The organism is Sphingobium sp. FG125 (assembly GCF_057809795.1).
Map to the genome: position 1 here is coordinate 28126 of NZ_JBMDKQ010000005.1, position 26745 is coordinate 54870.

General features: G+C 63.5%; 30 protein-coding genes. 9 read left to right on the top strand and 21 right to left on the bottom strand.

The features are described from left to right. Nucleotides 1-59: 59 nt before the first annotated feature. Both leuS and ACODSR_RS06125 read right to left on the bottom strand, forming a co-directional pair. Nucleotides 60-2588, bottom strand: coding sequence for a leucine--tRNA ligase (leuS, locus tag ACODSR_RS06120; RefSeq protein ID WP_489074688.1), 2529 nt, complete (start codon nucleotides 2586-2588; stop codon nucleotides 60-62). Between the two features lie 137 nt (nucleotides 2589-2725). Next, nucleotides 2726-3175: a DUF3576 domain-containing protein gene (locus ACODSR_RS06125; protein WP_489074690.1), complete on the bottom strand. Its 450-nt coding sequence runs from the start codon at nucleotides 3173-3175 to the stop codon at nucleotides 2726-2728. A 242-nt stretch (nucleotides 3176-3417) separates the two neighbouring features. Here ACODSR_RS06125 and ACODSR_RS06130 point away from each other — a divergent pair, with 242 nt between their 5' ends. Next, entirely contained in the window at nucleotides 3418-4140 is a 723-nt protein-coding gene (locus tag ACODSR_RS06130) for a hypothetical protein (protein ID WP_489074692.1), read from the top strand. 910 nt (nucleotides 4141-5050) lie between these two features. Here ACODSR_RS06130 and ACODSR_RS06135 read toward each other — a convergent pair. Next, nucleotides 5051-5608: a thiamine phosphate synthase gene (locus ACODSR_RS06135; protein WP_489074694.1), complete on the bottom strand. Its 558-nt coding sequence runs from the start codon at nucleotides 5606-5608 to the stop codon at nucleotides 5051-5053. Nucleotides 5609-5631: 23 nt separating this feature from the next. Between ACODSR_RS06135 and ACODSR_RS06140 the strand changes: the two genes are divergently transcribed. Next, the gene (locus ACODSR_RS06140; RefSeq protein WP_489074696.1) at nucleotides 5632-6378 is read left to right on the top strand and encodes a YggS family pyridoxal phosphate-dependent enzyme; all 747 of its coding nucleotides are present in this window, start codon (nucleotides 5632-5634) and stop codon (nucleotides 6376-6378) included. Here the strand turns inward: ACODSR_RS06140 and ACODSR_RS06145 are convergent. Further along, nucleotides 6356-9151 carry a TonB-dependent receptor gene (locus tag ACODSR_RS06145; protein WP_489075005.1) on the bottom strand — a complete coding sequence of 932 codons (2796 nt, stop codon included), beginning with the start codon at nucleotides 9149-9151 and terminating at the stop codon, nucleotides 6356-6358. The genes ACODSR_RS06140 and ACODSR_RS06145 overlap by 23 nt on opposite strands. Nucleotides 9152-9340: 189 nt before the next feature. Continuing rightward, nucleotides 9341-10000, bottom strand: coding sequence for a ligase-associated DNA damage response endonuclease PdeM (pdeM, locus tag ACODSR_RS06150; protein WP_489075007.1), 660 nt, complete (start codon nucleotides 9998-10000; stop codon nucleotides 9341-9343). A gap of 64 nt (nucleotides 10001-10064) precedes the next feature. On the opposite strand from pdeM, the gene trhO reads away from it, so the two are divergent. Beyond that, a complete protein-coding gene (gene trhO / locus ACODSR_RS06155) occupies nucleotides 10065-10913 on the top strand; it encodes an oxygen-dependent tRNA uridine(34) hydroxylase TrhO (RefSeq protein ID WP_489074698.1) in 849 nt (282 codons plus the stop codon). Between the two features lie 81 nt (nucleotides 10914-10994). Here the strand turns inward: trhO and ACODSR_RS06160 are convergent, their stop codons facing one another. The 4 genes from ACODSR_RS06160 to ACODSR_RS06175 are packed head-to-tail and all read right to left on the bottom strand — an operon-like array spanning nucleotide 10995 to nucleotide 13060. Further along, nucleotides 10995-11261: a hypothetical protein gene (locus ACODSR_RS06160; protein WP_489074700.1), complete on the bottom strand. Its 267-nt coding sequence runs from the start codon at nucleotides 11259-11261 to the stop codon at nucleotides 10995-10997. Between the two features lie 4 nt (nucleotides 11262-11265). After that, complete coding sequence (locus ACODSR_RS06165; protein WP_489074701.1) at nucleotides 11266-11997, bottom strand: M48 family metallopeptidase; 732 nt, start codon at nucleotides 11995-11997, stop codon at nucleotides 11266-11268. Beyond that, nucleotides 11978-12403 carry a YcgN family cysteine cluster protein gene (locus tag ACODSR_RS06170; RefSeq protein WP_489074703.1) on the bottom strand — a complete coding sequence of 142 codons (426 nt, stop codon included), beginning with the start codon at nucleotides 12401-12403 and terminating at the stop codon, nucleotides 11978-11980. Before ACODSR_RS06170 ends, ACODSR_RS06165 begins: the two co-directional genes overlap by 20 nt. A 3-nt stretch (nucleotides 12404-12406) precedes the next feature. Further along, nucleotides 12407-13060: an SCO family protein gene (locus ACODSR_RS06175; RefSeq protein WP_489074704.1), complete on the bottom strand. Its 654-nt coding sequence runs from the start codon at nucleotides 13058-13060 to the stop codon at nucleotides 12407-12409. Between the two features lie 41 nt (nucleotides 13061-13101). Here ACODSR_RS06175 and ACODSR_RS06180 point away from each other — a divergent pair, with 41 nt between their 5' ends. Next, entirely contained in the window at nucleotides 13102-13728 is a 627-nt protein-coding gene (locus ACODSR_RS06180; RefSeq protein ID WP_489075009.1) for an ankyrin repeat domain-containing protein, read from the top strand. Nucleotides 13729-13944: 216 nt separating this feature from the next. Here ACODSR_RS06180 and ACODSR_RS06185 read toward each other — a convergent pair whose 3' ends face one another. The 11 genes from ACODSR_RS06185 to ACODSR_RS06235 all read right to left on the bottom strand — a co-directional run bounded on the left by ACODSR_RS06185 (nucleotide 13945) and on the right by ACODSR_RS06235 (nucleotide 21055). Continuing rightward, the gene (locus tag ACODSR_RS06185) at nucleotides 13945-14439 is read right to left on the bottom strand and encodes an MmcB family DNA repair protein (protein WP_489074706.1); all 495 of its coding nucleotides are present in this window, start codon (nucleotides 14437-14439) and stop codon (nucleotides 13945-13947) included. Between the two features lie 114 nt (nucleotides 14440-14553). Next, nucleotides 14554-15216: a cell wall hydrolase gene (locus ACODSR_RS06190; protein WP_489074708.1), complete on the bottom strand. Its 663-nt coding sequence runs from the start codon at nucleotides 15214-15216 to the stop codon at nucleotides 14554-14556. 177 nt (nucleotides 15217-15393) lie between these two features. After that, nucleotides 15394-15747 (bottom strand): DUF1491 family protein, encoded by a 354-nt coding sequence (locus ACODSR_RS06195; RefSeq protein ID WP_489074710.1) that lies wholly within the window; start codon nucleotides 15745-15747, stop codon nucleotides 15394-15396. Further along, complete coding sequence (locus tag ACODSR_RS06200; RefSeq protein ID WP_489074712.1) at nucleotides 15737-16234, bottom strand: PaaI family thioesterase; 498 nt, start codon at nucleotides 16232-16234, stop codon at nucleotides 15737-15739. Before ACODSR_RS06200 ends, ACODSR_RS06195 begins: the two co-directional genes overlap by 11 nt. Further along, nucleotides 16194-16661 (bottom strand): PTS sugar transporter subunit IIA, encoded by a 468-nt coding sequence (locus tag ACODSR_RS06205; protein ID WP_294138176.1) that lies wholly within the window; start codon nucleotides 16659-16661, stop codon nucleotides 16194-16196. Before ACODSR_RS06205 ends, ACODSR_RS06200 begins: the two co-directional genes overlap by 41 nt. Before the next feature lie 131 nt (nucleotides 16662-16792). After that, a complete protein-coding gene (gene hpf / locus ACODSR_RS06210) occupies nucleotides 16793-17401 on the bottom strand; it encodes a ribosome hibernation-promoting factor, HPF/YfiA family (protein ID WP_489074714.1) in 609 nt (202 codons plus the stop codon). A gap of 76 nt (nucleotides 17402-17477) precedes the next feature. After that, nucleotides 17478-18179 carry a DNA polymerase III subunit epsilon gene (gene dnaQ, locus ACODSR_RS06215; protein WP_489075011.1) on the bottom strand — a complete coding sequence of 234 codons (702 nt, stop codon included), beginning with the start codon at nucleotides 18177-18179 and terminating at the stop codon, nucleotides 17478-17480. A 32-nt stretch (nucleotides 18180-18211) separates the two neighbouring features. Continuing rightward, entirely contained in the window at nucleotides 18212-18805 is a 594-nt protein-coding gene (gene coaE, locus ACODSR_RS06220) for a dephospho-CoA kinase (protein ID WP_489074716.1), read from the bottom strand. 11 nt (nucleotides 18806-18816) lie between these two features. After that, entirely contained in the window at nucleotides 18817-19641 is an 825-nt protein-coding gene (gene aroE, locus ACODSR_RS06225) for a shikimate dehydrogenase (protein ID WP_489074718.1), read from the bottom strand. Continuing rightward, the gene (locus ACODSR_RS06230; protein WP_489074720.1) at nucleotides 19638-20231 is read right to left on the bottom strand and encodes a Maf family protein; all 594 of its coding nucleotides are present in this window, start codon (nucleotides 20229-20231) and stop codon (nucleotides 19638-19640) included. Before ACODSR_RS06230 ends, aroE begins: the two co-directional genes overlap by 4 nt. Next, nucleotides 20228-21055 (bottom strand): pyruvate, water dikinase regulatory protein, encoded by an 828-nt coding sequence (locus ACODSR_RS06235; RefSeq protein ID WP_489074722.1) that lies wholly within the window; start codon nucleotides 21053-21055, stop codon nucleotides 20228-20230. The genes ACODSR_RS06230 and ACODSR_RS06235 overlap by 4 nt, the downstream gene beginning before the upstream one ends. Before the next feature lie 289 nt (nucleotides 21056-21344). Between ACODSR_RS06235 and hemE the strand changes: the two genes are divergently transcribed. Together hemE and ACODSR_RS06245 are read left to right on the top strand one after the other, a co-directional pair. Continuing rightward, nucleotides 21345-22400 (top strand): uroporphyrinogen decarboxylase, encoded by a 1056-nt coding sequence (gene hemE, locus ACODSR_RS06240; RefSeq protein WP_489074724.1) that lies wholly within the window; start codon nucleotides 21345-21347, stop codon nucleotides 22398-22400. After that, the gene (locus tag ACODSR_RS06245) at nucleotides 22400-22840 is read left to right on the top strand and encodes a CopD family protein (protein WP_489074726.1); all 441 of its coding nucleotides are present in this window, start codon (nucleotides 22400-22402) and stop codon (nucleotides 22838-22840) included. The genes hemE and ACODSR_RS06245 overlap by 1 nt, the downstream gene beginning before the upstream one ends. A 191-nt stretch (nucleotides 22841-23031) precedes the next feature. Here the strand turns inward: ACODSR_RS06245 and panC are convergent, their stop codons facing one another. After that, complete coding sequence (gene panC, locus ACODSR_RS06250; protein ID WP_489074728.1) at nucleotides 23032-23877, bottom strand: pantoate--beta-alanine ligase; 846 nt, start codon at nucleotides 23875-23877, stop codon at nucleotides 23032-23034. A 110-nt stretch (nucleotides 23878-23987) separates the two neighbouring features. Between panC and ACODSR_RS06255 the strand changes: the two genes are divergently transcribed. The 3 genes from ACODSR_RS06255 to pgmG are packed head-to-tail and all read left to right on the top strand — an operon-like array spanning nucleotide 23988 to nucleotide 26586. Next, nucleotides 23988-24794, top strand: coding sequence for a division plane positioning ATPase MipZ (locus ACODSR_RS06255; RefSeq protein WP_489074730.1), 807 nt, complete (start codon nucleotides 23988-23990; stop codon nucleotides 24792-24794). Beyond that, the gene (locus ACODSR_RS06260) at nucleotides 24794-25219 is read left to right on the top strand and encodes a J domain-containing protein (protein WP_489074732.1); all 426 of its coding nucleotides are present in this window, start codon (nucleotides 24794-24796) and stop codon (nucleotides 25217-25219) included. Before ACODSR_RS06255 ends, ACODSR_RS06260 begins: the two co-directional genes overlap by 1 nt. Further along, nucleotides 25216-26586 carry a phosphoglucomutase/phosphomannomutase PgmG gene (gene pgmG, locus ACODSR_RS06265; protein ID WP_489074734.1) on the top strand — a complete coding sequence of 457 codons (1371 nt, stop codon included), beginning with the start codon at nucleotides 25216-25218 and terminating at the stop codon, nucleotides 26584-26586. The genes ACODSR_RS06260 and pgmG overlap by 4 nt, the downstream gene beginning before the upstream one ends. Nucleotides 26587-26745 lie beyond the last annotated feature (159 nt).

Here is a 26745-nt window from a genome sequence, read left to right on the forward strand (position 1 = left end):
CTTCTTCGCCTCCGCTCAGCAAAGCCCTTCGACTTCGCTCAGGGTGAACGGCGTTTCCTCTAAATCACCAAATTCACCAGACGATCCGGCACGACGATGATCTTTTTCGGCGTCGCCCCGTCGAGGATGCGGACCACGTTCGGCGCGGCCAGCGCCAGCCGCTCCAGTTCGTCTTTCGCCGTCCCCTTGGGCACGGTGATGGTGTCGCGCAGCTTGCCCATCACCTGGCAGGCAATGGTCACTTCATCATCCACCAGCAACGCCGGATCAACTGCGGGCCAGGCGGCGTCGGCGATCAGGCCGGTTTCGCCCATATCGGCCCAGGCTTCCTCCGCCAGATGCGGGGTCATCGGCGCGACCAGCAGCGCCAGCGCACGGATGGCGGCATTGCGCGACGCGGACGGCGCGGCCTTCTCGACCGCATTGGTCAGTTCGTAAATCTTGGCGACCGCCTTGTTGAAGGACAGCGCCTCAATATCCCTGGCGATCCCGTCGACCGTCTGGTGCAGCTTGCGGTCGAGCGCCTTGTCGGTGCCTTCGGCTCCAGCCTCGACCTGACCAAAGAGCCTCCACAGCCGGTTGACGAAGCGCCACGATCCCTCGATCCCGCTTTCGGTCCAGGGCAGGTCGCGTTCGGGCGGGCTGTCCGACAGCATGAACCATCGCACCGCGTCCGCGCCATATTGGGCGATGATGTCATCGGGATCGACGACATTCTTCTTGGACTTGGACATTTTGACGACCCGGCCAACCTCGACCGGTGCCTTGTCCGCGATCAGGGTCGCGCCATCGGCTGCGCGCTCAATCTCGCCCGGCGCGAAATAGACCGGCGGCAGGCCATCGCCCTGCTCCCGGCTATAGGTCTCATGCGTCACCATCCCCTGCGTGAACAGGCCGGTGAACGGCTCGGCAAAGCCCAATTGCCCCATATGCTGGAGCGCGCGCGTCCAGAAACGCGCATAGAGAAGATGCAGGATCGCATGTTCGACCCCGCCAATATATTGACCGACCGGCAGCCATTTTTCCACCGTTTCGCGGTCGAACGGCTTGTCCTTGGGCTGGCTGGCGAAGCGGATGAAATACCAGCTTGAATCCGCGAACGTATCCAGCGTGTCGGTTTCCCGCACCGCCGCCTTGCCGCACGCGGGGCAATCCACATGCTTCCAGGTGGGATGGCGATCGAGCGGATTGCCCGGAATGTCGAAGGTCACATCGTCGGGCAGCACCACCGGCAGCTGCGCCTTTGGCACCGGCACCACGCCGCAGCCATCGCAATGGATCACCGGGATCGGCGTCCCCCAGTAACGCTGGCGCGACACGCCCCAGTCGCGCAGGCGGAACACGGTCTTGCCCGCGCCCCAGCCTTCGCTTTGCGCGCGGGCGATGACGGCGGCCTTGGCCTCCTCGACCGCCATGCCGTCCAGGAAGCGGCTGTTCACCAGCCTACCCGGCCCGACATAGGCTTCATTGTGGATCGGCGCGGCTTCATCGCCTTCCGCCGCGACGACACGCTCGACCGGCAGCATATATTTGCGCGCAAAGTCCAGGTCGCGCTGGTCGTGCGCGGGGACGCCCATGACTGCGCCGGTGCCATAGTCCATCAGCACGAAATTGGCGATGAACACCGGCAGTTGCCAGTCGGGATCGAACGGATGGGTGACGGTCAGCCCGGTGTCGAAACCCAGCTTCTCCGCCGTTTCCAGCTCCGCCGCGGTGGTGCCGCCCGCCTTGCACAGATCGATGAACGCCTGCGCCTGCGCATTGCCCGCCGCCACCGCCTGCGCGACCGGATGGTCCGCCGCGATGGCGACGAAACTGGCGCCGAAAATCGTGTCGGGCCGGGTCGAATAAACCTCGATCTCGCTGTCGAACGGCGCGACCGGTTTGAAGTGGAATTGCAACCCGACCGACTTGCCGATCCAGTTTTCCTGCATCGTGCGCACCTTGTCGGGCCACTGGTCCAGACTCGCCAACCCTTCGAGCAGATCGTCGGCAAACTGGGTGATTTTCAGGAACCATTGGGACAGCTTGCGCTTCTCGACCGTCGCGCCCGACCGCCAGCCCTTGCCGTCGATCACCTGTTCATTCGCCAGCACGGTCATATCGACCGGGTCCCAATTGACCGCCGACTCCTTGCGATAGACCAGTCCCGCGTCCAGCATGTCCAGAAACAGCGCCTGTTCATGGCCATAATAGTCCGGGTGGCACGTCGCCAGTTCGCGGCTCCAGTCCAGCGCGAAGCCCAATTTCTTGAGCTGCGCCTTCATGTTCGCGATATTCTCATAGGTCCATTTGCCCGGATGGACCTTTTTCTCCATCGCGGCATTTTCGGCCGGCATCCCGAAGGCGTCCCAGCCCATCGGGTGCAGCACTTCATGCCCCGTCATCCGGCGGAATCGCGCCAGCACGTCCCCCATCGAATAGTTGCGGACATGGCCGATATGGATGCGCCCGGACGGATAGGGAAACATCTCCAGCACATAGGATCGCGGCTTGGGCGAAGCATCGTCCGCCCGAAAGCTCTGCTTCTCGTCCCAGATCGCCTGCCAGCGGGCGTCGGCCTCCAGCGGATTGAAGCGCCTTTGCATAATATTTTCCACTTCCACTTACCTCCGTTCGCCCTGAGCGAAGTCGAAGGGCTCGACCGACCGAAGGGAGGTCACTTCGCTACGCTCAGTGGAAGGCTTCGACTTCGCTCAGCCCGAACGGAAAAATAGTCAGCTAATCAGCCCGCAATCGCGGTGCGGCGCAGGTCGCGGGCCTTGGTCAGGATGACCTCCTCCAGCTTCTGCACGGTCGCGGCCTGCACCGGCGCGTCGACCCACTGGCCGCCCTGGCTCACCTGACGGCTGGCCGCGACGCGCAGCGCGTCGGCGCGCAGATCCTGGTCCAGAATCGACACGGTCAGCTTCATCCGCTCATTGGGGCTGTTGGGGTTGGCATACCAGTCGGTGACGATCACGCCGCCATTGGAATCGGTCTGCACCATGGGCATGAAGGACAAAGTATCCAGGCTGGCGCGCCACAGATAGGCGTTGACGCCGATCGTGGTCACCTTCGACGCGGCCAGATCAGCCTTGGGCCGGTCCTTGGACCCGCCACCGCAGGCGGCCAGCGGCAACAGGGCGGTCAGCAGCATTGCGGCGGAAACGGAACGGAAAAGGCGGCTGGCCATCAGGCATGTCCTAGCTGAAAAGACGAAAAAAGCTCGCGCCTTCTATAGTGGCACCGCGCGCAGGAGCAAGGGGCGGCTGGCAGGTCCACGCGCGATCCGGCGCAGGATCGAACCAGATGTTTGTGTGTTCCTTGCAACAGTCCGACAAAAAGGGCGGCGAAAAGAGGTGCGGCACTAGCCAGTGGCGGCTTCGGGCGTGTAGAGCGTTATGGACTATAAGTCGGTGGGGAAAGAATCGAGTCATGCGCGTGAATAGGGGACATTTGGCATTGGCGAGCGCGGCGGTTGCCGTGGCTGGCTTCATGCTGTCTCCTGCCATCGGCGCGGCGACCGATCTGGTGCGTATGCAGTCGCCGGTGTCATTGGGCGCGCTGGGCAGCATTTCTTCCTTCACGCCGACGACCAAGGACCCGCGCCTTGCCGCCGCTTATGCGAAGATCGCAGCGTCGGCCAGCCGTCAGGGCTTTCGCTTCACGCCCACCAGCGGCTCGCTGAGCGGCCAGCGCGCGATCACCGTGATGGTGCGCGCGGGCGGTAATGATCGCGTCGCGGTGAACAGCACCCTGACCCCGGTCAACATCGCCCCGGTCGCCTTCAGCCTGAACGGCGCGCATGGCTGGCGCAAGTTCGCCCTGCCCGAAGCGGTCGGCCGCAAGGCGCTCGATCCGGTCGCGGTCGAAACCATGGTCGATGCCAAGAATTTCTCGCTGGATAGCAGCAAGAAGGATCGCTTCAGCACCAAGATGCTGATCGAAACCCGCCGCGACGCCATCGCCGCGACGCGCAACCCGGCGGCTGACAAGGATTATTCGCTGGATCTCGCCAGCTCCTACTCGCTGACGCGCAACCTGAACGTCACCGCGGGCGTGCGCTATAACAACAGCGTCGCAGGCCGCCTGACCCCGATGACCGACGACCGCCAGGACAGCCAGGCCGTCTATCTGGGCACTGTGTTCAAGTTCTGATCGGCTGAAAGGCTGGGACTGCGGAACGACGGGCTTCTTGTCTGATTGTGCCGAAAGCCGCTGTGGTCATAGGCCTTAAAGCTGACTTATCCCCCTCCGTCATCCCGGACCCTTCGACAAGCTCAGGACAAGCTTGATCCGGGATCCATTCACGCAAGCATTGCGATCATGCGTGAAGGCCGCGCCAATGGCTCCTGACTTTGGTCAGGATGACGACGGCGGTTGTCGGCAGGTAACGACCAATTGTGGACGCTGCCTATTGTGATCGACCTGACAAGATCAATCCAATGGTGCGCGCTTCGTCACTCGTACTCTCGAATATGAATGGACTAGAGCAAGGCGCTTGCAGCACCGTCAAGGACCTTGGCTCGCGGCTAGGAAGAATGGTGGCGCTCGGGCCGCGAAGCGGCGGGATTTTGGAATCCGGCCTACGCAATGCGATAAGGAAGGGTCCGGCTGCCATCTTCTCGGGTACACCGAAGGTCGAGTTATCCCAAGTCACTGAGATGCTGGTCGTTGCCTTCCCGGCCAGCACCTGATCCACCTCAACGTCGAAGCTCGCATAGTCGCTCAGGAGACCGTTCGGGCCCTGATAGAATTTGCGCATATCCGGGGGAAGTTTCGGGTTAGCCAGCATCTTGCGACGAAACTCGACGTCTCGGATGATCCGATAGTGGCTGACTCGTCCGATCAGAACCACGTCTGCGTACCTAACATCGCTTAATTCAAGTTGAGCGTGCATCCGGCAGGCATGAACTGGTCCGCTCATCAATGCGAGGGGAAGCGCGGCGACTGCCACAGCCCAACAAGGTTGCATTTGCCTTCTCCAGCGGACTGCCTGTCCGCCAATTTACTTTATATGCCGACCGTTAACGAACGCTACCCACCCAAGACGGTCATACGGCCTCGGCTACTCTCCCGCCAACCCATCGATCGCCGCCCATCCCGCCGCACCGATACCGCGCAACATCCGCTCATGTTCCGCCCTCACCCCACCCAGCGCAACAACCGGCATCGTCGCCCCCCGCGTCAATGCCGCAAATCGCACCCGACCCAGACTCCCCGCACCGGGATGCGAGCGCGTCGGAAATAGCGGCGACAACAGCACCATATCCGCCCCACCCCGCCGCGCCGCCACCATCTCTCGCGCATCATGCACCGGCGCGCTGTGCCGCATCGGTCGTGCTGCGCGTCGCGCGTCCCGCCCGTGCCAGCCGTCCGCTGCCCAAGCCGCCGCCTGCCGCGCCGTCCCCGCCAGCATCAGCATCAGCCGCCGCCGCCGCGCGATCGCCCGCACCGCATCGAACAGCGCCCGCCGCGCCCCCGGCTCCGTCCGATAGTGGCGAAAGATGATCCCCACCCGCCCCCTGGGCAGCCGTGCCACTGCCGCCAGCAAAGCCGCGTCGCCGATCCGCTCGTCGGTCATCAGCCAGATCAGGGGCATATTTTTGCGGTGGCGACAGGTCATGACCCTGCCCTATAGCAGCGCGCATGACGACAGACACTGTTTCCCCCGCGACCGACGCCGCCCAGCGACTTGCCACCATCCAGGACGAGATCGGCAAAGCCGCCCGCCTGACCGGCCGCGCCGCCGAGGCCGTCACCCTGATCGCTGTATCGAAAACCAAGGATGCCGACGCCATCCGCCCGCTGATCGCCGCCGGGCAGCGCGTGTTCGGCGAAAACCGGGTGCAGGAGGCGCAGGAGAAATGGCCCGCGCTGCGACAGGCGCATCCCGACATCAGCCTGCATCTGGTCGGCCAGCTGCAATCCAACAAGGCCGCCGATGCCGTCGCCCTGTTCGATGTCATCCACAGCCTCGACCGCCCTTCCCTGCTGACCGCGCTGGCCAAGGCGATGGACGCGGCGGGCAAGCGCGTCCCCTGCTATATTCAGGTCAATATCGGCGCAGAGCCGCAAAAGGGCGGCTGCGCGATTGCCGACACGCCAGCGTTGATTGCTGCCGCGCGGGCCGCCGACATTCCCCTGCTCGGCCTGATGGCGGTCCCGCCCGCCGATGTGGAGCCTGCCCCCTATTTCGCGCTGCTTGCAAAAATGGCGCGGGAGGAGGGCCTCCCGCGCCTGTCGATGGGCATGTCCAGTGACTATGAAACCGCGATCATGCTGGGCGCGACCGACATTCGCGTCGGCACCGCCCTGTTCGGCGATCGCCCCCCGCCAGCCCGCCCGGTTCCCCGAAGCGGGCTGGGGATGCTCAGAAACTCCCCCGGAGCGTGATGCCGTAGGTGCGCGGTTCGGCGAGGTAGGAGGAGATCAGCTGGTTCGCCATCGGCGCGCCCTGGCTGAACTGGCCAGTGGTGGAAGTTGCCGGGCTGCTCGACTGGAGCGGACTGCTGAACGACACCTGGGTATAATCCTGGTTAAAGATATTCTGGCCCCAGAACTCCACAGCCCAGCGCTGGTTGGGACCGCGAATGCCGACGCGCGCATTGAAGATGGCATAGCCATCCTGCCGCTTTTCGGGGAACAGGTCCGACCCGGTATTATAATCGCTGGTCATGCGGCCATCGACGTAGAAGAGCGCCGACAGGCCGCTGGTGCCGATGTCGGGGGTCCACGCCATGCTGGCGGTCGTCACCATCTTGGGCGCATTGCTGTTGATCGCACCGGGCAGCAGGAACAATGCCGGGTCCAGCGGCACCGCGCCATTGCCGCTGCCGACCAGACGATTGGCGAATTTCGCCTCGGCATAGGTCGCGCCGCCCGATACACGGAAATTGCGCGCCGGGGTGACCGACCATTCCAGTTCGATACCCTGGCTGATCAGGCCCGGCCCGACATCGTCCGCTGCGCAGGTCCGCGCCGCGCTCAGCGCGCCGTCACAGCCATTGATATTCTGGACGACGAAGCTGGTGCCGTTGAAGGTGTTAAGCTGGAAATTCTTGAACTCCTGCCGGAAGCCGGCCAGATTCACGCTCCATTTGGGCGCGCTATATTTCAGGCCGACCTCGAACGAATCCACCTTTTCCGCGGCAAAGCGCAGGCTGGTCACGTCGGCATTGGTGCGCGGCGCGAATACGGCGGGCAGGACGTTCAGCCCGGTCGATCCCAGCTGGAAACGATCCAGGTTGAAGCCGCCCGCCTTATAGCCCTTGGAATAGCTGCCATAGACCATCAGGTCGTCGGTGGCTTTCCAGGACAAAACCGCCGTGCCGGAAAATTCGCCGTCGCTGATCTTGTCGTTGAGGTCGAGCGCGTTGAGGCTGGTGGAGCCATTGCCCAGGCACCCCAGCGTCAATATGCCGCCCGCCAGTGCCGCCGCGCTGCCCAGTGCCGGATTGCTGGCGATCGGGGCCAGCCCCGGCTGCAACGCCGCGCAGGTCGCGTTGTTATTGTTGAAATCGGACGAGAATGTCTTGCTCTCATGCGTGTAGCGCAGGCCCAGCGTCAGATCGAGCGTCTTGGTGATGTGGACGATGTTGTGGGTGAACAGCGCCCAATTCTCACTCTTCTGCCGATAGATGGACGCAATGTCGCCGGTGCCCGACGGAATTGCCGCCAGCGCGCGCAGGCCGTTGCCCAGACCCGTCGAAATGGCACCCGCCTGCCCCGCCGCAACCGGCGCTGGCAGTCCCGCGTTCAGGAAAGCCGCATTCAGACCCGCGTTGAGATTGGCCTGTGTGCCCGCGATCAGCGCCGACGTCGCCAGCCCGCTGCCACAGGCGGCCAGCGTGGATGCCGGGAAGTTGCTGTTGACGGCTGCCCCCGCCATCAGGCGACAGGCGGAAAAGCGGCCATAATCGGCGCCAAAGCGGATATTATCCTGCAAGGTCAGCCGCTCATTGGCATAATAGCCGCCGACCAGCCAGTCGAGCATCTCGCCAAAGGCCGAACCCTGCGCCCGCAATTCCTGGGTGAAGGTCTTGAACTGGCGATAGGTGTTGGGATCGCGATAGAGCAGGTCGGCGCGATTATAGTCATAATCGCCATAGTCGCTGGACTTATAATCGCGATAGGCGGTGATGCTGGTCAGCTTCGCGCCGCCCAGATCATAATTGACCTCGCCCGACACGCCCCAGTCCTTCAATTTGCTCACATAGTCGCGACCCGGCGTGGTCGTAAGTTCGCGATCATAAGGGTCGGCGGCAATCACGCTGCCCTGCCCCGCCAGGATCGCGGCGATGCGGTTGAAGCTGGCGGTGTTGTATCCGCCGCCCGGCGCCGGGGTCCGTTCGCGCGCTTCGGTATAGGCCGCGCCGCAGCAGCTTTCGTCGCGATTGGTATAATCGCCGATCAGCCGGATCGACAGATCGTCATTCGGCTCGATCAGCGCCTGTCCGCGCAGGAAATAACGGTCGCGGTCATTGGTGTCGCCAACTGTGTTGCCCGCCGTATCGACCAGCTTGTAGAAGCCGTCCCGCTTGGACCAGACACCATCCAGGCTGAGCGCAATGCCTTCGGCCACCGGTCCGGTCACCCGGCCCGACAGCCGCCAATAATCATAATTGCCATAGGTGATCTCACCCTTGGCGCTGAACGTGCGTTCGGGTGCCTTGCTGATGATATTGATCAGGCCCGCCGACGCATTGCGGCCAAACAACGTCCCCTGCGGCCCGCGCAGCACCTCGACCCGCTCAATCTCGCCCAGTTCGTTAAGGCCCGCGCCGGTGCGCGAACGATAGACGCCGTCGATGAACACCGCGACCGAGCTTTCGAGGCCCGGATTGTCGCCCACCGTGCCGATGCCACGAATACGCGCCGACGCATTGGCTTCCGATCCGGTCGAGGACACGAGCAGCGACGGGGCCAGCTGGTTCAATGTGCGGATGTCGCTGGCGCCGCTATTCTGCATCGCCTGCGCGCTGACGGCTGATACCGCGATCGGTACGTCCGACAGCGGACTGGCGCGCCGGGTGGCAGTCACGATGATCTCTGCGCTGTCCTGATCAACGGCGGCTTGCGGCGCGGCCGTCTCCTGCGCGGCGGCGGGCATCGCCATCGTCAATGCGATCATGCCGGCGGTCGTCAGCCAAAGGCTCTTGTCTGTCATCATGGTCGATCCTCTCCTGGCCCGCGCGCCTTTTCGACGCGTCGGGTGATGCGCTTGTTTATGCTGCCACAGCAGGGCGAAGGCAAGAGACCCTAGCTTTTCTGCGCCTTTTGCGGGGTTGGGTGGCGTGATATTCACACCCTGTTGCTTATCGGCAACGGCTTAAAATCCGGTTTCCGTAGCGTTTCTTTACGATAACGGAAAGCGTAACAATCTGTCCGAAACGGGCACCAAAGCACTCGCTCCGGGTCCCACCACACGCCGAATCTCGCCATGGCCTGCATCCAGTCCCCCCGTCAGCGCGCCCAGCGCGGGTAGAATCAGCTTGGTGGCCGATTCCACGAAGCAGCGGCGCGCTACATGGCGACCGCGCACCGACAGGCGGAACTTCGGGTGGAAATGGCCGGAGATTTCGGGCCGCGGATCGTCCGGCTGCGCCTCATGCCGCAGGATGATCCCGCCCAGCTCCGCCTCGACCAGCCTGCGTCCCCCCGGCATGTCCGCCACGCCAACGTCATGATTGCCGGTAATCCAGGTCCAGTCCAGGCTTTCCGTAAGGGAATCGATCCGCTTTCGCGCGCGCGGGTCCAGCCGCGCGGCACCCCCTGCATCGTGAAAACTGTCCCCCAGCGACCAGACCGAACGCGCGCCGGTCTGCGCCACCAGCGCCTCGATCAGGTCCAGCGTCGCCTCACTGTCATGAGGCGGCAGGAACTGGCCAAAGCGTGCATACCAGCTCGCTTTTTCAAAATGCAGGTCGGCGACCAGCAAGGCCGCGCGCGCAGGCCAATAGAGCGCGGCCTGCGGCAGCGCCAGAAACGCCTCACCAGCGAACGAAAGGGGAACCATCACCCGGCTATGCGCCGATGCGGTCCCGCTTTCAAGAGGGCCAACGAACGCCTATAGGGCCGCCATGTCCGACACTGCTTCTTCCACTGCGCCTTTCACCGTTGCCGCCCTCTATCGCTTTGCAACCTTCGATGATCCCCAGGGCATCGCCGGGGATCTGCGCACGCTCTGTGCGTCGCTCGACACGCGCGGCACGCTGATCGTGGCGGGCGAAGGGATTAACGGCACGGTCGCAGGCAATGCCGACGCGATCGCGGCGCTGATCGATCACCTCCGCCAGCTGCCCGGCTGCGCCGATCTCGACGTCAAATATGCGACCGCCCATATCGCGCCTTTCGCCCGGATGAAGGTGAAGGTGAAGCCGGAGATCGTGACGCTGGGCGTGGGCGATCTGGACCCTGCACATCAGGCCGGCACCCATCTCGACCCTGTCGACTGGAACGCGCTGATCGCCGATCCCGACACGATCGTCATCGACACCCGCAACGCCTATGAAGTCGCCGTCGGCACCTTCGATCGCGCGATCGACCCCGGCACCCGCGCCTTCCGCGACTTTCCCGACTGGTTCGACGCCTTCGCCGCCGACCTGAAAGCGCAGGGCCGTAGTCCGAAGATCGCGATGTTCTGCACCGGCGGCATACGCTGCGAGAAATCCACCGCCCTGGTCAAGGCGCGCGGGTTCGACGATGTCTATCATCTCAAGGGCGGCATTTTGCGCTATCTGGAGGAAGTACCCGAAAGCGATAGCCGCTGGCAGGGCGACTGCTATGTGTTCGATGAACGGGTGGCGGTGGGCCATGGCCTGAAAGTCGGCGATTACACAACTTGCCGCGCCTGCGGCCTGCCCTATCCCAACGATACAGCCCATATGTGCGCGGCGGACGGCTCAGGCGTCTGGCCACACCGGGGTTAGAATCACCCACCTCCGTTCGTTTCGAGCGAAGTCGAGTAACGTCAGCGCGCAGGTTTCTCGACTTCGCTCGAAACGAACGGATCACGGCGCTATCGCCGTCTCCACCAGCTCCGCAATCTCGAACGCATAGCTTTTCCAGCCCCGCATCCGCGCGCCGTCCGCCGCCGCCGCCCGCTTCTTCTTCGCTTCGGCGAGCGAGCGCACATGGCCCCAGAACACTTCCGTCTTGCCATTGTCCAGCACGGCGACGATCCGCCAATAATGGGTGAAGGGGTCCGCGGTCGGCCCGATCGTCTTGACATAGCCGTCTGGCATGGTCGCGGTCAGATAGCGTTTCCGGCGTGCCATTTCCCTAAGCCCGATAGCGGTGCAGCCCCGCCCCGTTTGCACGCAGCCAGGCCCGCGCAGGTCGCGGGTCCGCGCCATAAATCCGCGCATGGGCGGCGTGAAAGGCCGGGCTGTGGTCCATATGCAGCAGATGCGCCAGCTCATGCGCCACGGTCGACCGGCGCACGTCGGGCGGGCAGAGGATCAGCCGCCAGCTATAGCGGATCGCGCCGGATGAGGTGCAACTGCCCCAGCGGCTGCGCGGATCGCCGACGCCCACCGACGCAACGATCAGCCCATGTTCGCGGGCCAGCTCTTGTGTCTCGACTTCCAGCACCGCCCGCGCCCGCGCCACCAGCCAGCGCAACACCCGGCTACTCACCGACTCCGCCGCCCCGCCCAGCATCAGGCGGTCACCCTCCAGCCGACCCTGTTCCAGCCGAATCGTCCGCGACGCGCCCTCGACCCAGCAGATGCGCACCTCCCGCCCCTCCAGCGGGAAGGTCGCGCCATCGTCCAGCAATGTCACCGCCGGTTGCGCCGCCATTTGCGTGCGCACCCAGCCCTCATGCTGCTGCGCCCAGCCGAGCGCGCGTTTCAGGTTCGCCCGCACCGGCATCGACAGGCGCAATTCGCCCCGCGCCCCGTCGATCGTCAGCCTGTAGGCGCGCGCCCGTGCCGAACGGCGCACCCGCACCGGCATCGCCACACCGTCGATCAGGATGGCCGCGTCGGGATCAGATGTCCCAGTCGACAAGATGATTCTCCAGGTCGCCCGCTTCCGCCTCCGCCACGGTCCAGCCGCGTACCGATTCCTGCGCGCGATGCACCGCTTCCCGGTCACCGCTAACCAGATAATGCCAGTCCGGCAACGGCTCGCCCGCCTCACGCAGGCGATAGGCGCAGGTGCGCGGCAACCAGCTGATCTGTTTGACCTTGGCCGGGGTCAGCTGCACGCAATCAGGCACGAACTTACGGCGATTCTTGTAGCTGGTGCATTGGCCGCTATGGCGGTCAAGCAGGCGGCAGGCGACATTGGTGGGGTAGATATGCCCCGTATCCTCATCCTCCGCCTTGTGCAGGCAGCATTTGCCACAGCCATCGCACAACGCCTCCCATTGGGCGGCGTCCAGCGTGTGGAGAGGCTTTTCCCAGAAGTCCAAGCCCTATTTCACCCATTTCTGGAGCGACGCCAGCACCTTGTCCGGCGCGCCTTCGTCCACGTCCGGCGTCCCCGGATCATCGACAGGCACCAGTGCGACCGGCTTGCCTTGCGGGTCGAACAGATAGGGCGTGCGGCTGTGGCTGACCAGATAGTCCTTCTCCCCAGGCTTCCCCTCCACATTATAGAGGACCACGAAATCCTTGGCGACCTTCGCAATCTGCTCCGGTGTCCCGGTCAGGCCGATGAGGCGCGGGTGAAAAGCCGCGACATAGGGTTTCAGGATCGCGGGGGTATCGCGCGCGGGATCGACGCTGATGAAGATCGGCTGGACCTTCGCCGCCAGCGCGGGCTGCGCTTTTTCAAACTGGCTGAACGCCTGCATGATGCGTTGCAGGTCCACCGGGCAGACATCAGGACAATAGGTATAACCGAAATAGACGAGCCGATATTTTCCCGCAAAATCGCCCCAGCTTCTGGGCTTGCCATCCTGATCGGTCAGGGTGAAGGGCGCGCCGATCCGCGCGCCGGCCAGTTCACCCGGCGCACTGTCGCCGCTTGATGCGTTCCCGTCCGCCCCCATATTGCACGCAGCCAGCAAGGCCAGCAGCGGCAGGGCGATCGCAATCTTTGCTTTGTTCATGGTGCCGCCAGCCATGCCTTGCTATGGGCGGATTTGCAAATGATACGGGGCAGATGATGATCAAGACCGGGTTGAGCGCATGGATGGGTCTGGGACGCGCCGCCGCACTGACGCTGGCGCTGCTGTCCCCTGTCGCGGCGCAGGCGCAATTTTCCGACAATTATAATTTCCTCAAGGCCGTGAAGGATGCCGACGGGCAGAAGGTCACCGACCTGCTGCAAAAGCCCGGCTCTACCGTGGTCAACAGTCGCGACGTCACGACCGGCGAAACCGCGCTGCACATCGTCATCGCGCGGCGCGACGCCACTTGGCTGGCCTTCATGCTGGCCAAGGGGGCCAACCCCAACCTGACCGACAATGAAGGCAATCCGCCGCTGATGAAGGCGGTGCAGGGTAGGTTCGAGGAAGGCGTGCGTACCCTGATCGCCCATGGCGCGCAGGTGGACAAGACCAATGGCAGCGGCGAAACCCCGCTCATCCGCGCGGTGCAGTTGCGCGACCTGGGCCTTGTCCGGCTGCTGGTGGCGCAGGGCGCCAATCCCGACAAGCGCGACAGCATCGCAGGCATGTCCGCGCGCGACTATGCCAACCGCGACAACCGCACCCCCGGCCTCACCGAAGCCCTCGCCGCCGCCAAGACCAGCACCACGCCCAAGGGACCGGTGCAGGGTCCGGTATTCTAAGGTTTTTTCCTTGATGCACTAAAGGGGGGAGTCGCATATGACTTTTCGTTATCCCTACAACGTCATCCTGAATTTATTTCAGGATCCATCGTGCCCCAAAAGCCACCGCTGGAGACGTGAAATGGATGCTGAAACAAGTTCAGCATGACGATGAGGGAGGGGGCCGTTCCATATCCGATAGCCCTGCCCTTATAGGAGAGGATGAAACATCACCCCCTACCACCCGATCTCCGCCGCATGATCAGGGTCGCTGATCGCGGTCAGCCGCCGCGCCGCGCGCCGGGCAAAGCGTAACGTCTCCGCCTTGCGCCGGGCCGCGGCCAATGGCTCGATCGGCGCGGGGCGGACCAGCTCGGCGTCATATTGATCCGCGACGATCAGCCCGGTGCGCGCGGGCCATAGCGCTTCACTGTCAAACAGCGACAGGTCGAACCCCATCGGCACCGCCCAATAATAGCGGTCGCAATAGTCGAAATAATCGGGCCATTTCATGTCGCCCAGCAAGTCCGCGCGGCTGCACTTGATCTCCACGATCGTCAGCCGCCCCGCCCCGTCGATCGCCATGATGTCGGCTCGTCGTCCATTGGGCAGCGGCACTTCCAATATGCCGCTCATGTCATGACGAAAAAACAGCCGCAACGTCCCCCGCGCCACCGCCAAAGCGGTGCCGTCGGTCAGCGGGGAACAGCCATCGATAGGGGCGCTACTCATCGCGCGACTTTAGAACAGGTCGGGAACAAAAGAAAAGGCCGATTCGGACAATCCGAACCGGCCTTCTTTTGATCAGCGCCGCACCGGCAGAATGTGCCTCAGCACATCCTCACATCAGCGATAGAAGATATGATTGTCGATCATCGCCAGCTTGGCCTTGCCCCAACCCGGCGAAACGCGACGGGCGTGGAAGAACAGCGCGCCTTCGGCCCGGCTGTTCCAGCTGTCGTTCATCGCGATCTGGGCAATGGCGACGGCTTCGCGCCAGCTCTGGCTCTGTTCGCGAATCGGCGGCATTCCGCGGCCGCGCACGAAGCTGAACTGGCTGGGCTGATAGACGACGCCGCACAGGCTGTCGGCGAAGCGGCCCGATTTCGCGCGGTTGATGATCACCCGCGCGACGGCCAGCTGGCCTTCCAGGCTTTCGCCCTTGGATTCGAAATAGACCGCACCCGCCAGGCACTTCATGTCGCCGTCCACTGCGTCGGCATCGCCATGGGCGTCGACCAGCGCGGACAGGCTGTTGGCCTGAATGTCGGATTCGGTGGAATTCAGATTGGCTTTGGAAGCCAGCGGCTGCACGATTTCGCGCGGCGCGGCAAAAGTGATGGCGGGCTTTTGGGCGACCGCGGGCGCTGGAATCAGCGCATTGTCCCTGGATAGGGAGGCTACCGACTGGACCGACTCACCGGCGATCGACATATCGGAAGCGGTCACTGCCGCTGTGGCGGACAGTGCAAATGCCACGATGATCGCGGCTCTCAGACGAAAACTCATTACTACTCAAAAACGTGCGGTTCTTGGCCTTGAACGTCGTTTTTTAACACATATTCCCTGACGTTGGGCCGCCCCCCGTCTGCGTGTTTACAACATTCACCCCCCTTGGACGAATGCAGCAACCTGCGCGTTCAGCGTGGGCGGGCCTCTGCACGGACCATTGCGCTATGTCAACGATCAGCAGATCGTTTCAGCGGCGAACCGTTCTGCTTCCGGGATATCGAGTTCCACGATCCACAGATCGGGGTCCGATCTGCGCCGGCGCGCCACATAGGTGGCGAGCGCCTCCGGCCCCTCCTCCGGGGAAGGTCCACAGCGCATCAACGCATGACCCCCGGCAAAGTTCGATACCCGCTCGAACAACCCGCTTTCCCGACCTTTTTCAAGCGCTTGTATGAGTATGACGCCACTGGTCGCGTCGCCCTTGACCAGTATCATGGCAAAGCCGCCCGCCGCGTTGGTGCGTCGCACCAGCGCATTGACCAGGATCGCACTGGTCAGCCGCGCACTGTCCTGCGACTCAGCCACCATATCCTGGCAGCGATGACAGCGGGAATTGCGACCGCATGAAGGTGCCGGTGCCGCGCCCGACTTCCTCGCCGTCCGAATCGACCAGACTCGCCTCGGCCACGTAAACGCGGCGCTTGCCGCTGATCCAGCGCCCCTCGGCGCGAATCCGACCGGGCGCGATCGGCCGGGTGAACAGCAGGTTGAAGGCGGTGGTCAGCAGAAATCGGTCGCTGACCAGGCTGTTGGCCGCGTAAAAGGCTGCGTCGTCCAGCATCTTGAAATAGACGGTGCCATGGACGGCTCCAGCGGCGTGGAACTGGCTTTCATCGACATCGAAATCGATGACGCAACGGCCCGGCTCGTGAATCGCAATCTCCGACCGGAACAGCCGGTTGATCGGCGCGGAACGATAGAGATTTTCCAGCGCACGGAAATGCGCGGCCTCGCCGCTGGCGGGCGCGCCTGTCTCAGGCAGCGTCACGCGCCCCGCCACCGGCCAGCAGCGCATGGAGCGCGGCGGCCGACTTGGCCCCGCGCAACCGCACGACCTGATTTTCATCGCGCAGATAGCGCGACACCCGCGCCAAAGTCTTCAGATGCTCCGCGCCGCTATCCACGGGCGAGAGCAGGGCAAAGACGATATCGACCGGCGCATCATCCACCGCATCGAACGGCACCGGCGGATCGAGCAGCACGACCATGCCGCACATCCGTTCCAGCCCGGCAATCTTGGCATGGGGAATGGCGACACCCCCGCCAAAGCCGGTCGAACCCAGACGCTCCCGCTCGAACAAGGCGTCGCCAACCTCATCGGCGTCCAGCCCATAGGCGCAGGACGCCAGCGCCGCGATCTTCTGGAACAACTGCTTCTTGCCGTTCACCGAAAGGCCCGTGGCGAGCGCGTCCGCTGAAACGATGTCGTGGAAATCAACCATGGTCTGTCCGAACCAGCCGAGCCGCGCCCAGCCTGGGGTCTAGATGCGCGACGATCGGGGAATATAAAGCCCGGCCCCATAAGCCGCCTGCACCATCAGGTCAACAGGCGGCCCATGGCAGATGGCCCGGCTCAGCCCGCCGTCAAACGCGGCTCTACCCAACCGATCGTCCCGTCATGGCGACGATAGACCATATTATAGGCCGCGGTCCCGGCATTGACGAACAGCAGCGCATTGGTGTTGCGCAGGTCGAGCATCATGACCGCGTCGGACACGCTGGCCTCAGGAATATCGACGCGGGTTTCCGCGACGATCAGCGGCGAATCCTCGACCACCTCCTCATGCTCGTCCACGGGCGAGGCGAAAATGGTGTAGCCCGCCCCGTCAATATCATCGAGGCTGAAGCTGCTGACCCGCTGCGCCTCGGCGGCGGTCGCCTGGCTGTGCCGGTCCTTCAGACGGCGCATATACCGGCGCAATTGCTTTTCGATCCGGTCCGCCGCCTGGTCGAAGGACGGATGCGCCTCCTGCGCCTCGCCTGCACCTTTGAGGATCAGGCCAGTCATGACATGACAGACGATGTCGCAGTGGAAGGCGCCGTGCGGCGCGGGTCGAAAGGTCACATGGGCCGAAATCGTGCGGGAAAAATATTTCTCGGCCATCGCCTCCATGCGGTCGGCGACATGCTGCTTGAGCGCATCGCCCGTGTCGACCTGATGCCCGGAAACACGAATATCCATATGCCTTCTCCTTATTCTTGCCGGGTCGCAGGAAGCGGCCCGGATGACCTGGAGGCACGGACACGGACCGTTTTGTTCAGCCCGGCTGCGCCTCCTCCAGCCAGATCGGCTTGTCCAGGGTCGCGATGAACCTGCCATGCCGTTCCAGCTCCGCCGCGCTCGCTGCAAAAACGCGCGCGGGACGAACAGGGCGAACCATGGCGCCTGCGCCAAGTTCCCCGTCTGTGGCTGCTTTTTCCTCCTCCTGTGCAAGACCCAGGCCGATCTGACGGCCGCCGGTCAGTTCGATGTAAAGCTGCGCCAGCAATTCGGCGTCGAGCAGCGCGCCATGCTTGATGCGATGGCTGCGATCGATGCCGTAGCGGGTGCAGAGCGCGTCCAGGCTGTGCTTGGCGCCCGGATGCAGCGTCCGTGCGATCGCCACCGTGTCGATCATGCGAGTCATCGACACATCGGCGCGGCCGCACAGCCGCAATTCATGGTTGAGGAAGCCGAAATCGAAGCGCGCATTATGCGCGACCAGCGGGCTATCCTCCAGAAAGGCGAGCAGATCGTCCACACCGCTGGAAAACAGCGGCTTGTCCTTCAGGAAAGTCGACGACAGGCCATGGACCGCTTCGGCAGCGGCAGGCATGTCGCGCTGCGGGTTATAATAGGCATGGAAGGTGCGGCCGCTCGGCACGCGATTGATCAGTTCGATGCAGCCGATCTCGACCATGCGGTCGCCGGATGCCGGATCGAATCCGGTCGTTTCGGTATCGAAAATAATCTCGCGCATCGCCCTCTTCATATCGACTCTTGGGCAAACCCTTATCGGCCCATCTTTGCGCCAAGGCAAGCGACCAGACGCCGCACCTGCGCGCGGGTCTGGGTGAAGGTCGTGCCGGTGTGGATGATATGATCGGCCCGCCGCCTTTTTTCTGCGTCCGGGGTCTGGAGATGGACGATCCGGCGGAACTTGGCGGGTGTCATCCCCGGTCGCGCCAGCACCCGTTTGCGCTGTTTCCACGCCGGCGCAGTGACGACGATCACGCCTGCCAGCCGCTTTTGCCCATGCGTTTCGAACAGCAGCGGAATGTCGAGAATCACGAAACGCCGCGACCGGTGCCGCCGCAGGAAGGCGCGCCGCGCCGCCTGCACCGCCGGATGGACGATCGCTTCCAGCGCCCGCAACTCATGGGGATGGCCAAACACCGCCGCGCCCAGCTTCGCCCGGTCCACCCCCCTGGGTCCGGTCGTGCCGGGAAAGCGCGCCTCGATCGCGGGGATCAGCGCGCCGCCCGGCCCCTGCAAGTGATGCACTTGCGCATCGGCATCGAACACAGGCACGCCCTCACGCCGGAACATCGCCGCGACTGCCGACTTGCCCATGCCAATCGATCCGGTCAGGCCGTAAATCTTCATGGGGCTGCCCGTCAGTCCGCCGCCAGCAACAGCGCGCGCAGATCCGCGTCCAGCTCACGCGGCGCCTGCGCATCGAAGAAAATATCGAACGCCAGCGCCGCCTGCCCGATCAGCATTTCCAGCCCGTCGAGCGTCTTGAGACCCTGCGCCCGCGCCGCTTTCAGCAAATCGGTCTCCAACGGCGCATAGACAATGTCATAGACGGTCGCGCTGGCGGGCAGGGGGGTGAGGTCAAGGTCCAGCACCGGTTGACCCACCATGCCCAGCGAGGTGCTGTTGACCAGCAGGTCGCACGCCGGCAGCGGATCGGTCAGGCTGATGACCTGTCCCTTCACCCCCGCCCGGTCGAGCAGTGCCTGCCCCTTGGCGACATCGCGCACCATGATCGTGATGTCCGGCACGCCCAGGCTCGACAATGCGAACAGGATCGCCCGTGCCGCGCCGCCAGCACCGATCAGGACGGCCCGTTGCCCCTTCCATTTGTCGCGCAGCAGTGGCTGGAGGAAGCCACCTGCATCGGTATTGGTGCCGATCAGCGGCCCGCCGGTTTCGCTGGCGATGGTGTTCATCGCCCCGATCCGCGTGCGCACCCCGCCCGGATCGTCGGTATAATCCATCACCGCAATCTTGTGCGGAATGGTGACATTGCAGCCCAGCCAGTCGGGATCGGCGCGTCGTTGCAGAAAATAGCTGGACAGACCCTCAGCCGTCACATGGGTCTTGCGATATTCCGCCTCTATATCCAGCGCTTTCAGCCAGAAATTATGAATGAGCGGCGATTTGCTGTGGGCGATCGGATCGCCAATCACTTCTGCATAGGGGAGCATGTCGGTCATGCCGCCAAAACGCCGCGCACGCGCAGAAAGTCAAGCAGCGGCAGTAGCGGCAAGCCCTGAATCGCAAACTGGCTGCCCTCGACCTTGCTGAACAATTGCGCACCCGGCCCCTCGATCCGGTAGCATCCCACGCACCAGCGGCATTCGTCCCAGTCGCCGACCAGATAGGTCTCGATAAAGGCATCGCTTAACGGCCGCACCGTCATCCGCACCCGCTCGACATGCCGCCAGATTGGCTCGCCATTCAGCACGATTACCGCCGCGCTATGCAGATGATGCACCCGCCCCGACAGCAAGCGCAGGATGCGCGCAGCGTCCGCCCGGTCGACCGCCTTGTCGATCATCGTCCCGTCATCAAGGGACAGAGTCTGGTCGCATCCCAGCACCAGCCCGCCAGGCACACGGCGCGAAACCTTGAGCGCCTTCAACTCCGCCAGCGCATCCGCCAGCGCCCGCGCATCCAGCCCATCGGCGCGCAACGCTTCCTTGGCCGCCTCCTCATCCACGCCGGGTGACAATGCCTCGAACGGCACATGCGCCGCCTCCAGCAGCGCCCGGCGACTGGCGCTTTGCGATGCCAGCACGATCATGATGCCGCCCCTTCACCCAGAACATGGTCGTTGAACAGGTTGATGATCGCCGCAGCCGCTTCCTCGATCGAGCGGCGGGTCATGTCGATCACCGGCCAGCCATTGTCGGCAAACATGCGCCGGGCAAAGGCCAGCTCCTCCTGCACCTTGTCATTATCCACATAGGCCGTCTCCGGCGCCTGATTGAGCGAGAGCAGCCGGTTGCGGCGGATCTGGATCAGCCGATCGGGGCTGACGGTCAGGCCGACGATCATCGGATGTTTGAGGCTATAGAGGCTTTTGGGCGGCGGCGATTCCGGCACCAGCGGGATATTGGCGGTCTTGTAGCCGCGATTGGCGAGGTAGATCGACGTCGGCGTCTTGGACGCGCGCGACACGCCTGCCAGCACGATGTCGGCCTCCTCCCAATTTTCATGGCCCACGCCATCATCATGGGCGATGGTGAACTGGATCGCCTCGATCCGGGCGAAATAGGCTTCATCCAATATATGTTTGCGCCCAGGCCGGGTCCGCGTTTCCTGCCCCAATATGTTGGACAGTGCATCCGCCACGCTGTCGAGCGCGGCGACATGGGGCAGGCCCAGCGCCCGGCAGCGCGTTTCCAGCCGCCGCCGCAAGACATGATTGGTCAGGGTGAACAGCACCAGCCCCGGATTGGCGGCGATTTCCTGCATGATCCGGTCGAGATGGACTTCGGATCGCACCATCGGCCAGAAATGGCGGATTGCCTCGACATTTTCGAACAGGCCGATCGCGGCCTTGGCGATATTCTCCAGCGTTTCACCGGTGGAGTCCGACAGGAGGTGCAGGTGGATGCGCGACATGGCCCATATCTGTGTGGGCAGGCTGTGGATAAAGCAAGGGAGGAGTTGGGGACAAAATCCCCGCTTTTCGTCCATCCCCGGAGCGCAGAATCTTATCCACAGCCCCCCAACAGACCCACATTTTCATCCACAGCCTGTGGATAACGGGGATAGAGTGACTGACTCAGGCCGCAAAGCGTAAGCCGGGGGAGTCAAGCTGTTGGCAAATCCGGGCACAGCGCATAAACCCCGCTGCCAACGTCCCTACTATCTCCAACATCCTACTTAAATCTATATTAAGAGAGAATAGATGAGCCTCGACGCGCCGACGGTCCTTGCCACCAAGCCCCTGCTTGGCGTCCTCCAGGGCGACGTCCCGACCGTGCCCCCCATGTGGCTCATGCGCCAGGCTGGGCGCTATCTGCCCGAATATCGCGCATTGCGGGCTGACAAGGGCGGCTTCCTCGAACTTGTCTATGACAGCGCAGCCGCTGCGGAGGTCACGCTGCAGCCTTTGCGCCGTTTCGGCTTTGATGGTGCCATCCTCTTTTCCGACATTCTGATCGTCCCCTACGCGATGGGACAGGATTTATGGTTCGAGGCTGGCGAAGGCCCGCGCCTCGCCCCGATCCTTGCCGAAACCGACCTGAGCGCACTCAAGCCCGATTTTAGCCGCTATGAGGCGGTCTATGAGACCGTGCGGCAGGTAAAGGCTGCGCTTGACCCCTCGGTCACATTCCTGGGCTTTGCAGGCAGCCCCTGGACTATCGCCACCTATATGGTCGCGGGGCAGGGCAGCAAGGATCAGGGCGCGGCCCGTCGCCTCGCTTATGGCGATCCCGTCCGCTTCGGCGCGCTGATCGACGCGATTGTGGACGCGACCGTCACTTACCTGTCGGGCCAGATCCAGGCGGGGGTCGAAGCGGTCCAATTGTTCGACAGCTGGGCCGGCAGCCTCGCCCCGCTCCAGTTTGACCGCTGGGTGATCCAGCCCAATGCCGCGATCGTGCGCAAGTTAAAGGCGCTGCATCCCACGATCCCGATCATCGGCTTTCCCAAAGGCGCGGGCGCGAAACTGCCCGATTATGCCGCGGGCACCGGGGTCGATGCGATCGGCGTCGATGAAACGGTCGATCCACACTGGGCCAACCGCGTCCTGCCCCAGAGCTTGCCGGTGCAGGGCAATCTCGATCCGCTGGCGCTGATCGCGGGCGGGCAGGCGGTTCAGCAGGCGGTGGATAATATCCGCGCCGCCTTTGCCGATCGCCCGCACATCATGAATCTGGGCCATGGCATCCTCCCCGACACGCCGATCGCGCATGTCGAGGCGCTGATCGCCTATGTCCGCAACGGAAAGCATGTCTGATGGCCTATCTTGGTGCCGCTTATCTGTGGGTAAAGGCTGCCCATGTCATCTTTGTCATCTTCCTGATGGCGGGCCTGTTCATGATGCCGCGCTTCTTCGTCTATCATCAGGAAAGCGCGCCCGGATCGGACGAGGACCGCAAATGGATCGATCGGGAAAAGCGGCTGCTCAAGATCATCCTCAACCCCTCGCTGGTGCTGACCTGGATTTTCGGCCTGATGCTGATGGTCGAACTGGGCGCATGGAGCTTTGGCTGGTTCCACCTCAAACTGCTCTTCGTACTGGGTCTGTCGGCCTATCATGGCTGGATTGCGGGCTATACGAAGAAGCTCGCCAGGGGTCAGCGCACCCTGACCGACAAACAGCTCCGCCTGTTCAACGAAGTCCCCGGCATCGCCGCTGCCGTCATCGTCATCGCGGTGATCGTGAAGCCATTTTGATCAGGGGCGGGGGCAGTCTGTCCTACAGCCAGCCGCGCTGCTATCATTGCCCTGCCGCTTTCCGATAGGATCATCCCGGCGCAATAAAATGTCCGATTTACCGGGAAAAGTGCGAAGTTAAGCGAGATTACTCAATCTCGATCCATTCGTTTCTCGACTTCGCTCGAAACGAACGGAGGCGGGAGTAATGTCTAAAACGCATCGACCGCGATATTGTCGATCAGCCGCGTCTTGCCCAGCCTGGCCGCGCCCAGCAGCCGGGCCGGGCGGTCCAGCACATGCATCGGCTCCAGCGTGACCGCATCGCACAAAGTCACATAATCGACCGGATCAAAGCCTTGGGCGCTCAGCATCGCGACCGCTTTGGCCAGCGCCTCCTCGACCGCGCCACCCTTTTCGATCTGCCGCTTGGCCTCGCCCAGCGCTCGCGGCAAAGCCAGCGCCGCCTTGCGTTCATCATCGCTGAGATAAGCGTTGCGCGACGACAGGGCCAACCCATCCTCGGCCCGCTGGGTCGGCATCCCGACAATCTCTATGCCCATGTCGAGGTCTGCCACCATCCGCCGGATGACGGCCAGCTGCTGATAATCCTTCTCGCCGAAGATCGCGACATCGGGACGGACCTGGTTGAACAATTTGGTCACCACCGTTGCGACGCCATCGAAATGGCCCGGCCGCGCTGCCCCGTCCAGCCCGTCGCTGACCCCGCTCACGCTGATGTTGGTGGCAAAGCCAGCCGGATACATGACATCGACGGTGGGCATCCATAAAATATCCACCCCGGCGGCGCTCAGCATCTGCGCGTCCTTGACCTCGCGCCTTGGATAGGCGGCCAGATCCTCGTTCGGCCCGAACTGCTTGGGATTGACGAAGATCGACACGACGACATGCCGCCCGTGCCGTCGCGCTTCCTCGACCAATGCCATATGCCCGTCATGCAAAGCGCCCATGGTCGGCACCAGAACCAGCGGCTTTCCGTCGCTTTTCAGCGCGTCGATGGCGGCGCGCAGCGGGGGCAGGTCAGACAGGGTTTGCACGGGAGGAACGGCTCCGATAAGGGCAGGGGTGACAGGGACGTCCTGCTAGGCGCGCAGTCGCTGGACGGTCAAGAATCATTGCGACAATCAACGGGGTTATCAGGGGTCCAATGGCCAATTCGCAGCCGCATCTCATCGTATTCGCCAATGAAAAGGGCGGAACCGGCAAATCGACCACCGCTGTCCATACCGCGATCGCACTGACCGCGCTCGGCCATCGCGTCAGTATGATCGACCTTGATCCGCGCCAGCGCACCGTCACCCGCTATCTGGAGAATCGCGCCGAAACCGCGCGCCGCCGCGGCATTGAACTGGTCGCACCGACCTTTGCAGTGTTGAAGGGCGATAGCATAGAGGCGCTCGAATCCGAAGTCGCTGCCGTGTCGCAGGACACCGATTTCCTGATCGTCGATACGCCCGGCCGCGATGATCTGTTCGCCCGCCATATGGCGGCGCGCGCCAACACGCTGGTCACGCCGATGAACGACAGTTTCGTCGATTTCGACCTGATCGGGCAGGTCGATGCGGAAAGTTTCAAGGTCAAGCGTCTGTCCTTCTATTCCGAACTCATCTTTGAAGCGCGCAAGACCAGGGCCAAGGCCGATGGCGTGTCGATCGACTGGGTCGTGCTGCGCAACCGCGTCCAGCATCAGGACGCCCGCAACAAGAAGCGGGTCGGCGACGCGCTGATGGAATTGTCCCGCCGGGTCGGCTTCCGCGTCATTCCGGGCCTGTCGGAGCGCGTGATCTTCCGCGAACTGTTCCCGTCGGGGCTGACCCTGCTGGACAAGGGGCATCTGGGCGAACTGGGCGTCAGCCACATCGCCGCGCGGCAGGAATTGCGGGAAATGGTGGCGGGCCTTGCTCTCCCCGAACGCCAAGGCGTTGGCTCCATGGACTTGATCGGCGCGGCCTGATGGGCTGGCTCGCGCTGCTGCTGGCGGGCCTTGCAGGCTGGCTGATCTGGACAGGAAGGCTGCAACGCATGAGCGCGAAAGACGGAATGGCGCTGGGGGTGGCGCTGGTCGGCGCGGTGCTGGCGGCCAAGGGCAAGCCGGTGATCGGCGCGCCGCTGCTGATCGGCGCGGCCATGTTCTTCGTAGGACGAGGCAAGCTGCGCGGTAAGCGCAAGACCGCCGCGCCCAAACCCCTGCCACCGCAGGATATTGCCCAGGCCCGCGCCCTGCTGGGCGTCGCGCCTGATGCCGACGCCGACATGATCCGCGCCGCCCATCGTCGCCTGATCGCCTCGGTCCATCCCGACAAGGGCGGGACGGAGGCACTGGCGGCCCAGATCAACGCTGCCCGCGACCTGCTGCTGCGCCATCAGGCGGAAAGGTGACTCACCGCTTCGACCCGACCCTGCTGCGCGACTATGACATGCGCGGCACGGTGGGCGAAACGCTGGATGCCGCCGACGCCTGGGCACTGGGGCGCAGCTTCGGCACCGTCATCGCGCGGGCAGGGGGATCGCGCATTGCCGTGGGCTATGACGGGCGGCTGAGTTCAGAGATGCTCGAAAGCGCGCTGGTCGACGGGCTGTGCGCCAGCGGCATCGACGTGCTGCGCATCGGGCTGGGGCCAACCCCCATGCTCTATTATGCCGAAATGGTCGGCCAGGTGGACGGCGCCATTCAGATAACCGGCAGCCATAATCCCGGCGATCAAAATGGCTTCAAGCTGGTGCAGGGTCACGCGCCCTTTTTTGGCGAAGCGATCCAGCAACTGGGCGTTATGGCGGCGGCGGGCGACTGGGACGATGGCTTTGGCCAGAGTCAAAGCATCACGATCATCGACCGCTATGTGGATCGGCTGGTCGAGGGTTTTGACGGGTGCGACTGGCGCATCGGCTGGGACGCGGGCAATGGCGCGGCGGGCCAGGTGGTCGAGAAACTGGTGCAGCGCCTGCCCGGTGAGCATCATCTGCTCTTCACCCACATAGACGGCAATTTTCCCAACCATCATCCCGATCCTACCGAAGAAGCGAATCTGGCCGACCTGCGCGCCCTTGTCCTGACCAAGCAGCTCGATTTCGGTGTGGCTTTCGATGGCGATGGCGACCGGATCGGCGTGATTGACGGGCAGGGCAGGGTGATTGCCGGGGATCAGCTATTGGGCCTGTTCGTGCCAGGCGTTCTGGAAAAGCGCCCCGGTGCCGCCATTGTCGCTGATGTGAAGGCCAGTCAGGCACTGTTCGACGGCATCGCTGCGCTGGGTGGCCGACCCGATATGTGGAAAACCGGCCACAGCCATATCAAGTCCAGAATGAAGCAGATTGGCAGCCCGCTGGGCGGCGAGATGACCGGGCATCTCTTCTTCGCCGACGACTATTATGGCTATGACGACGGCCTTTATGCCGCCGTCCGCCTGATCCGCGCCGCCCGGCAGGATCGCAGCATCACCGACCTGCGCAGCGCGATGCCCGACCTTGCCAACACCCCCGAACTGCGCTTTGCCGTGGCGGAGGATCGCAAATTCGCGGTGATCGACGAAATACGCGCCCGGCTGCGCGCCAGCGGCGCGGATGTGAACGCGATCGACGGCGTGCGCGTCCGCACCATCGATGGCTGGTGGCTGCTGCGCGCCTCCAATACCCAGGCGGCACTGGTCGCCCGCGCCGAATCGCAAGACGGCGCAGGGTTGGCCCGACTCATGGCCCAGATCGACGCACAGCTGCACGAATCGGGGATCAGGCGACCCTCTATATGATGTCGCGATAAAAAATTTGATATCGCTATCACCGCGCCCTTGGCCTTTCCCTTACGGAAAGCTGTAAATGCGGACATGATTGCATTTTCTGCAATCACCCCGTCATATTTCGCATTTGCGACAATCGCTGCTGCACCGCAAAAGAAACTCGCCTTTCAG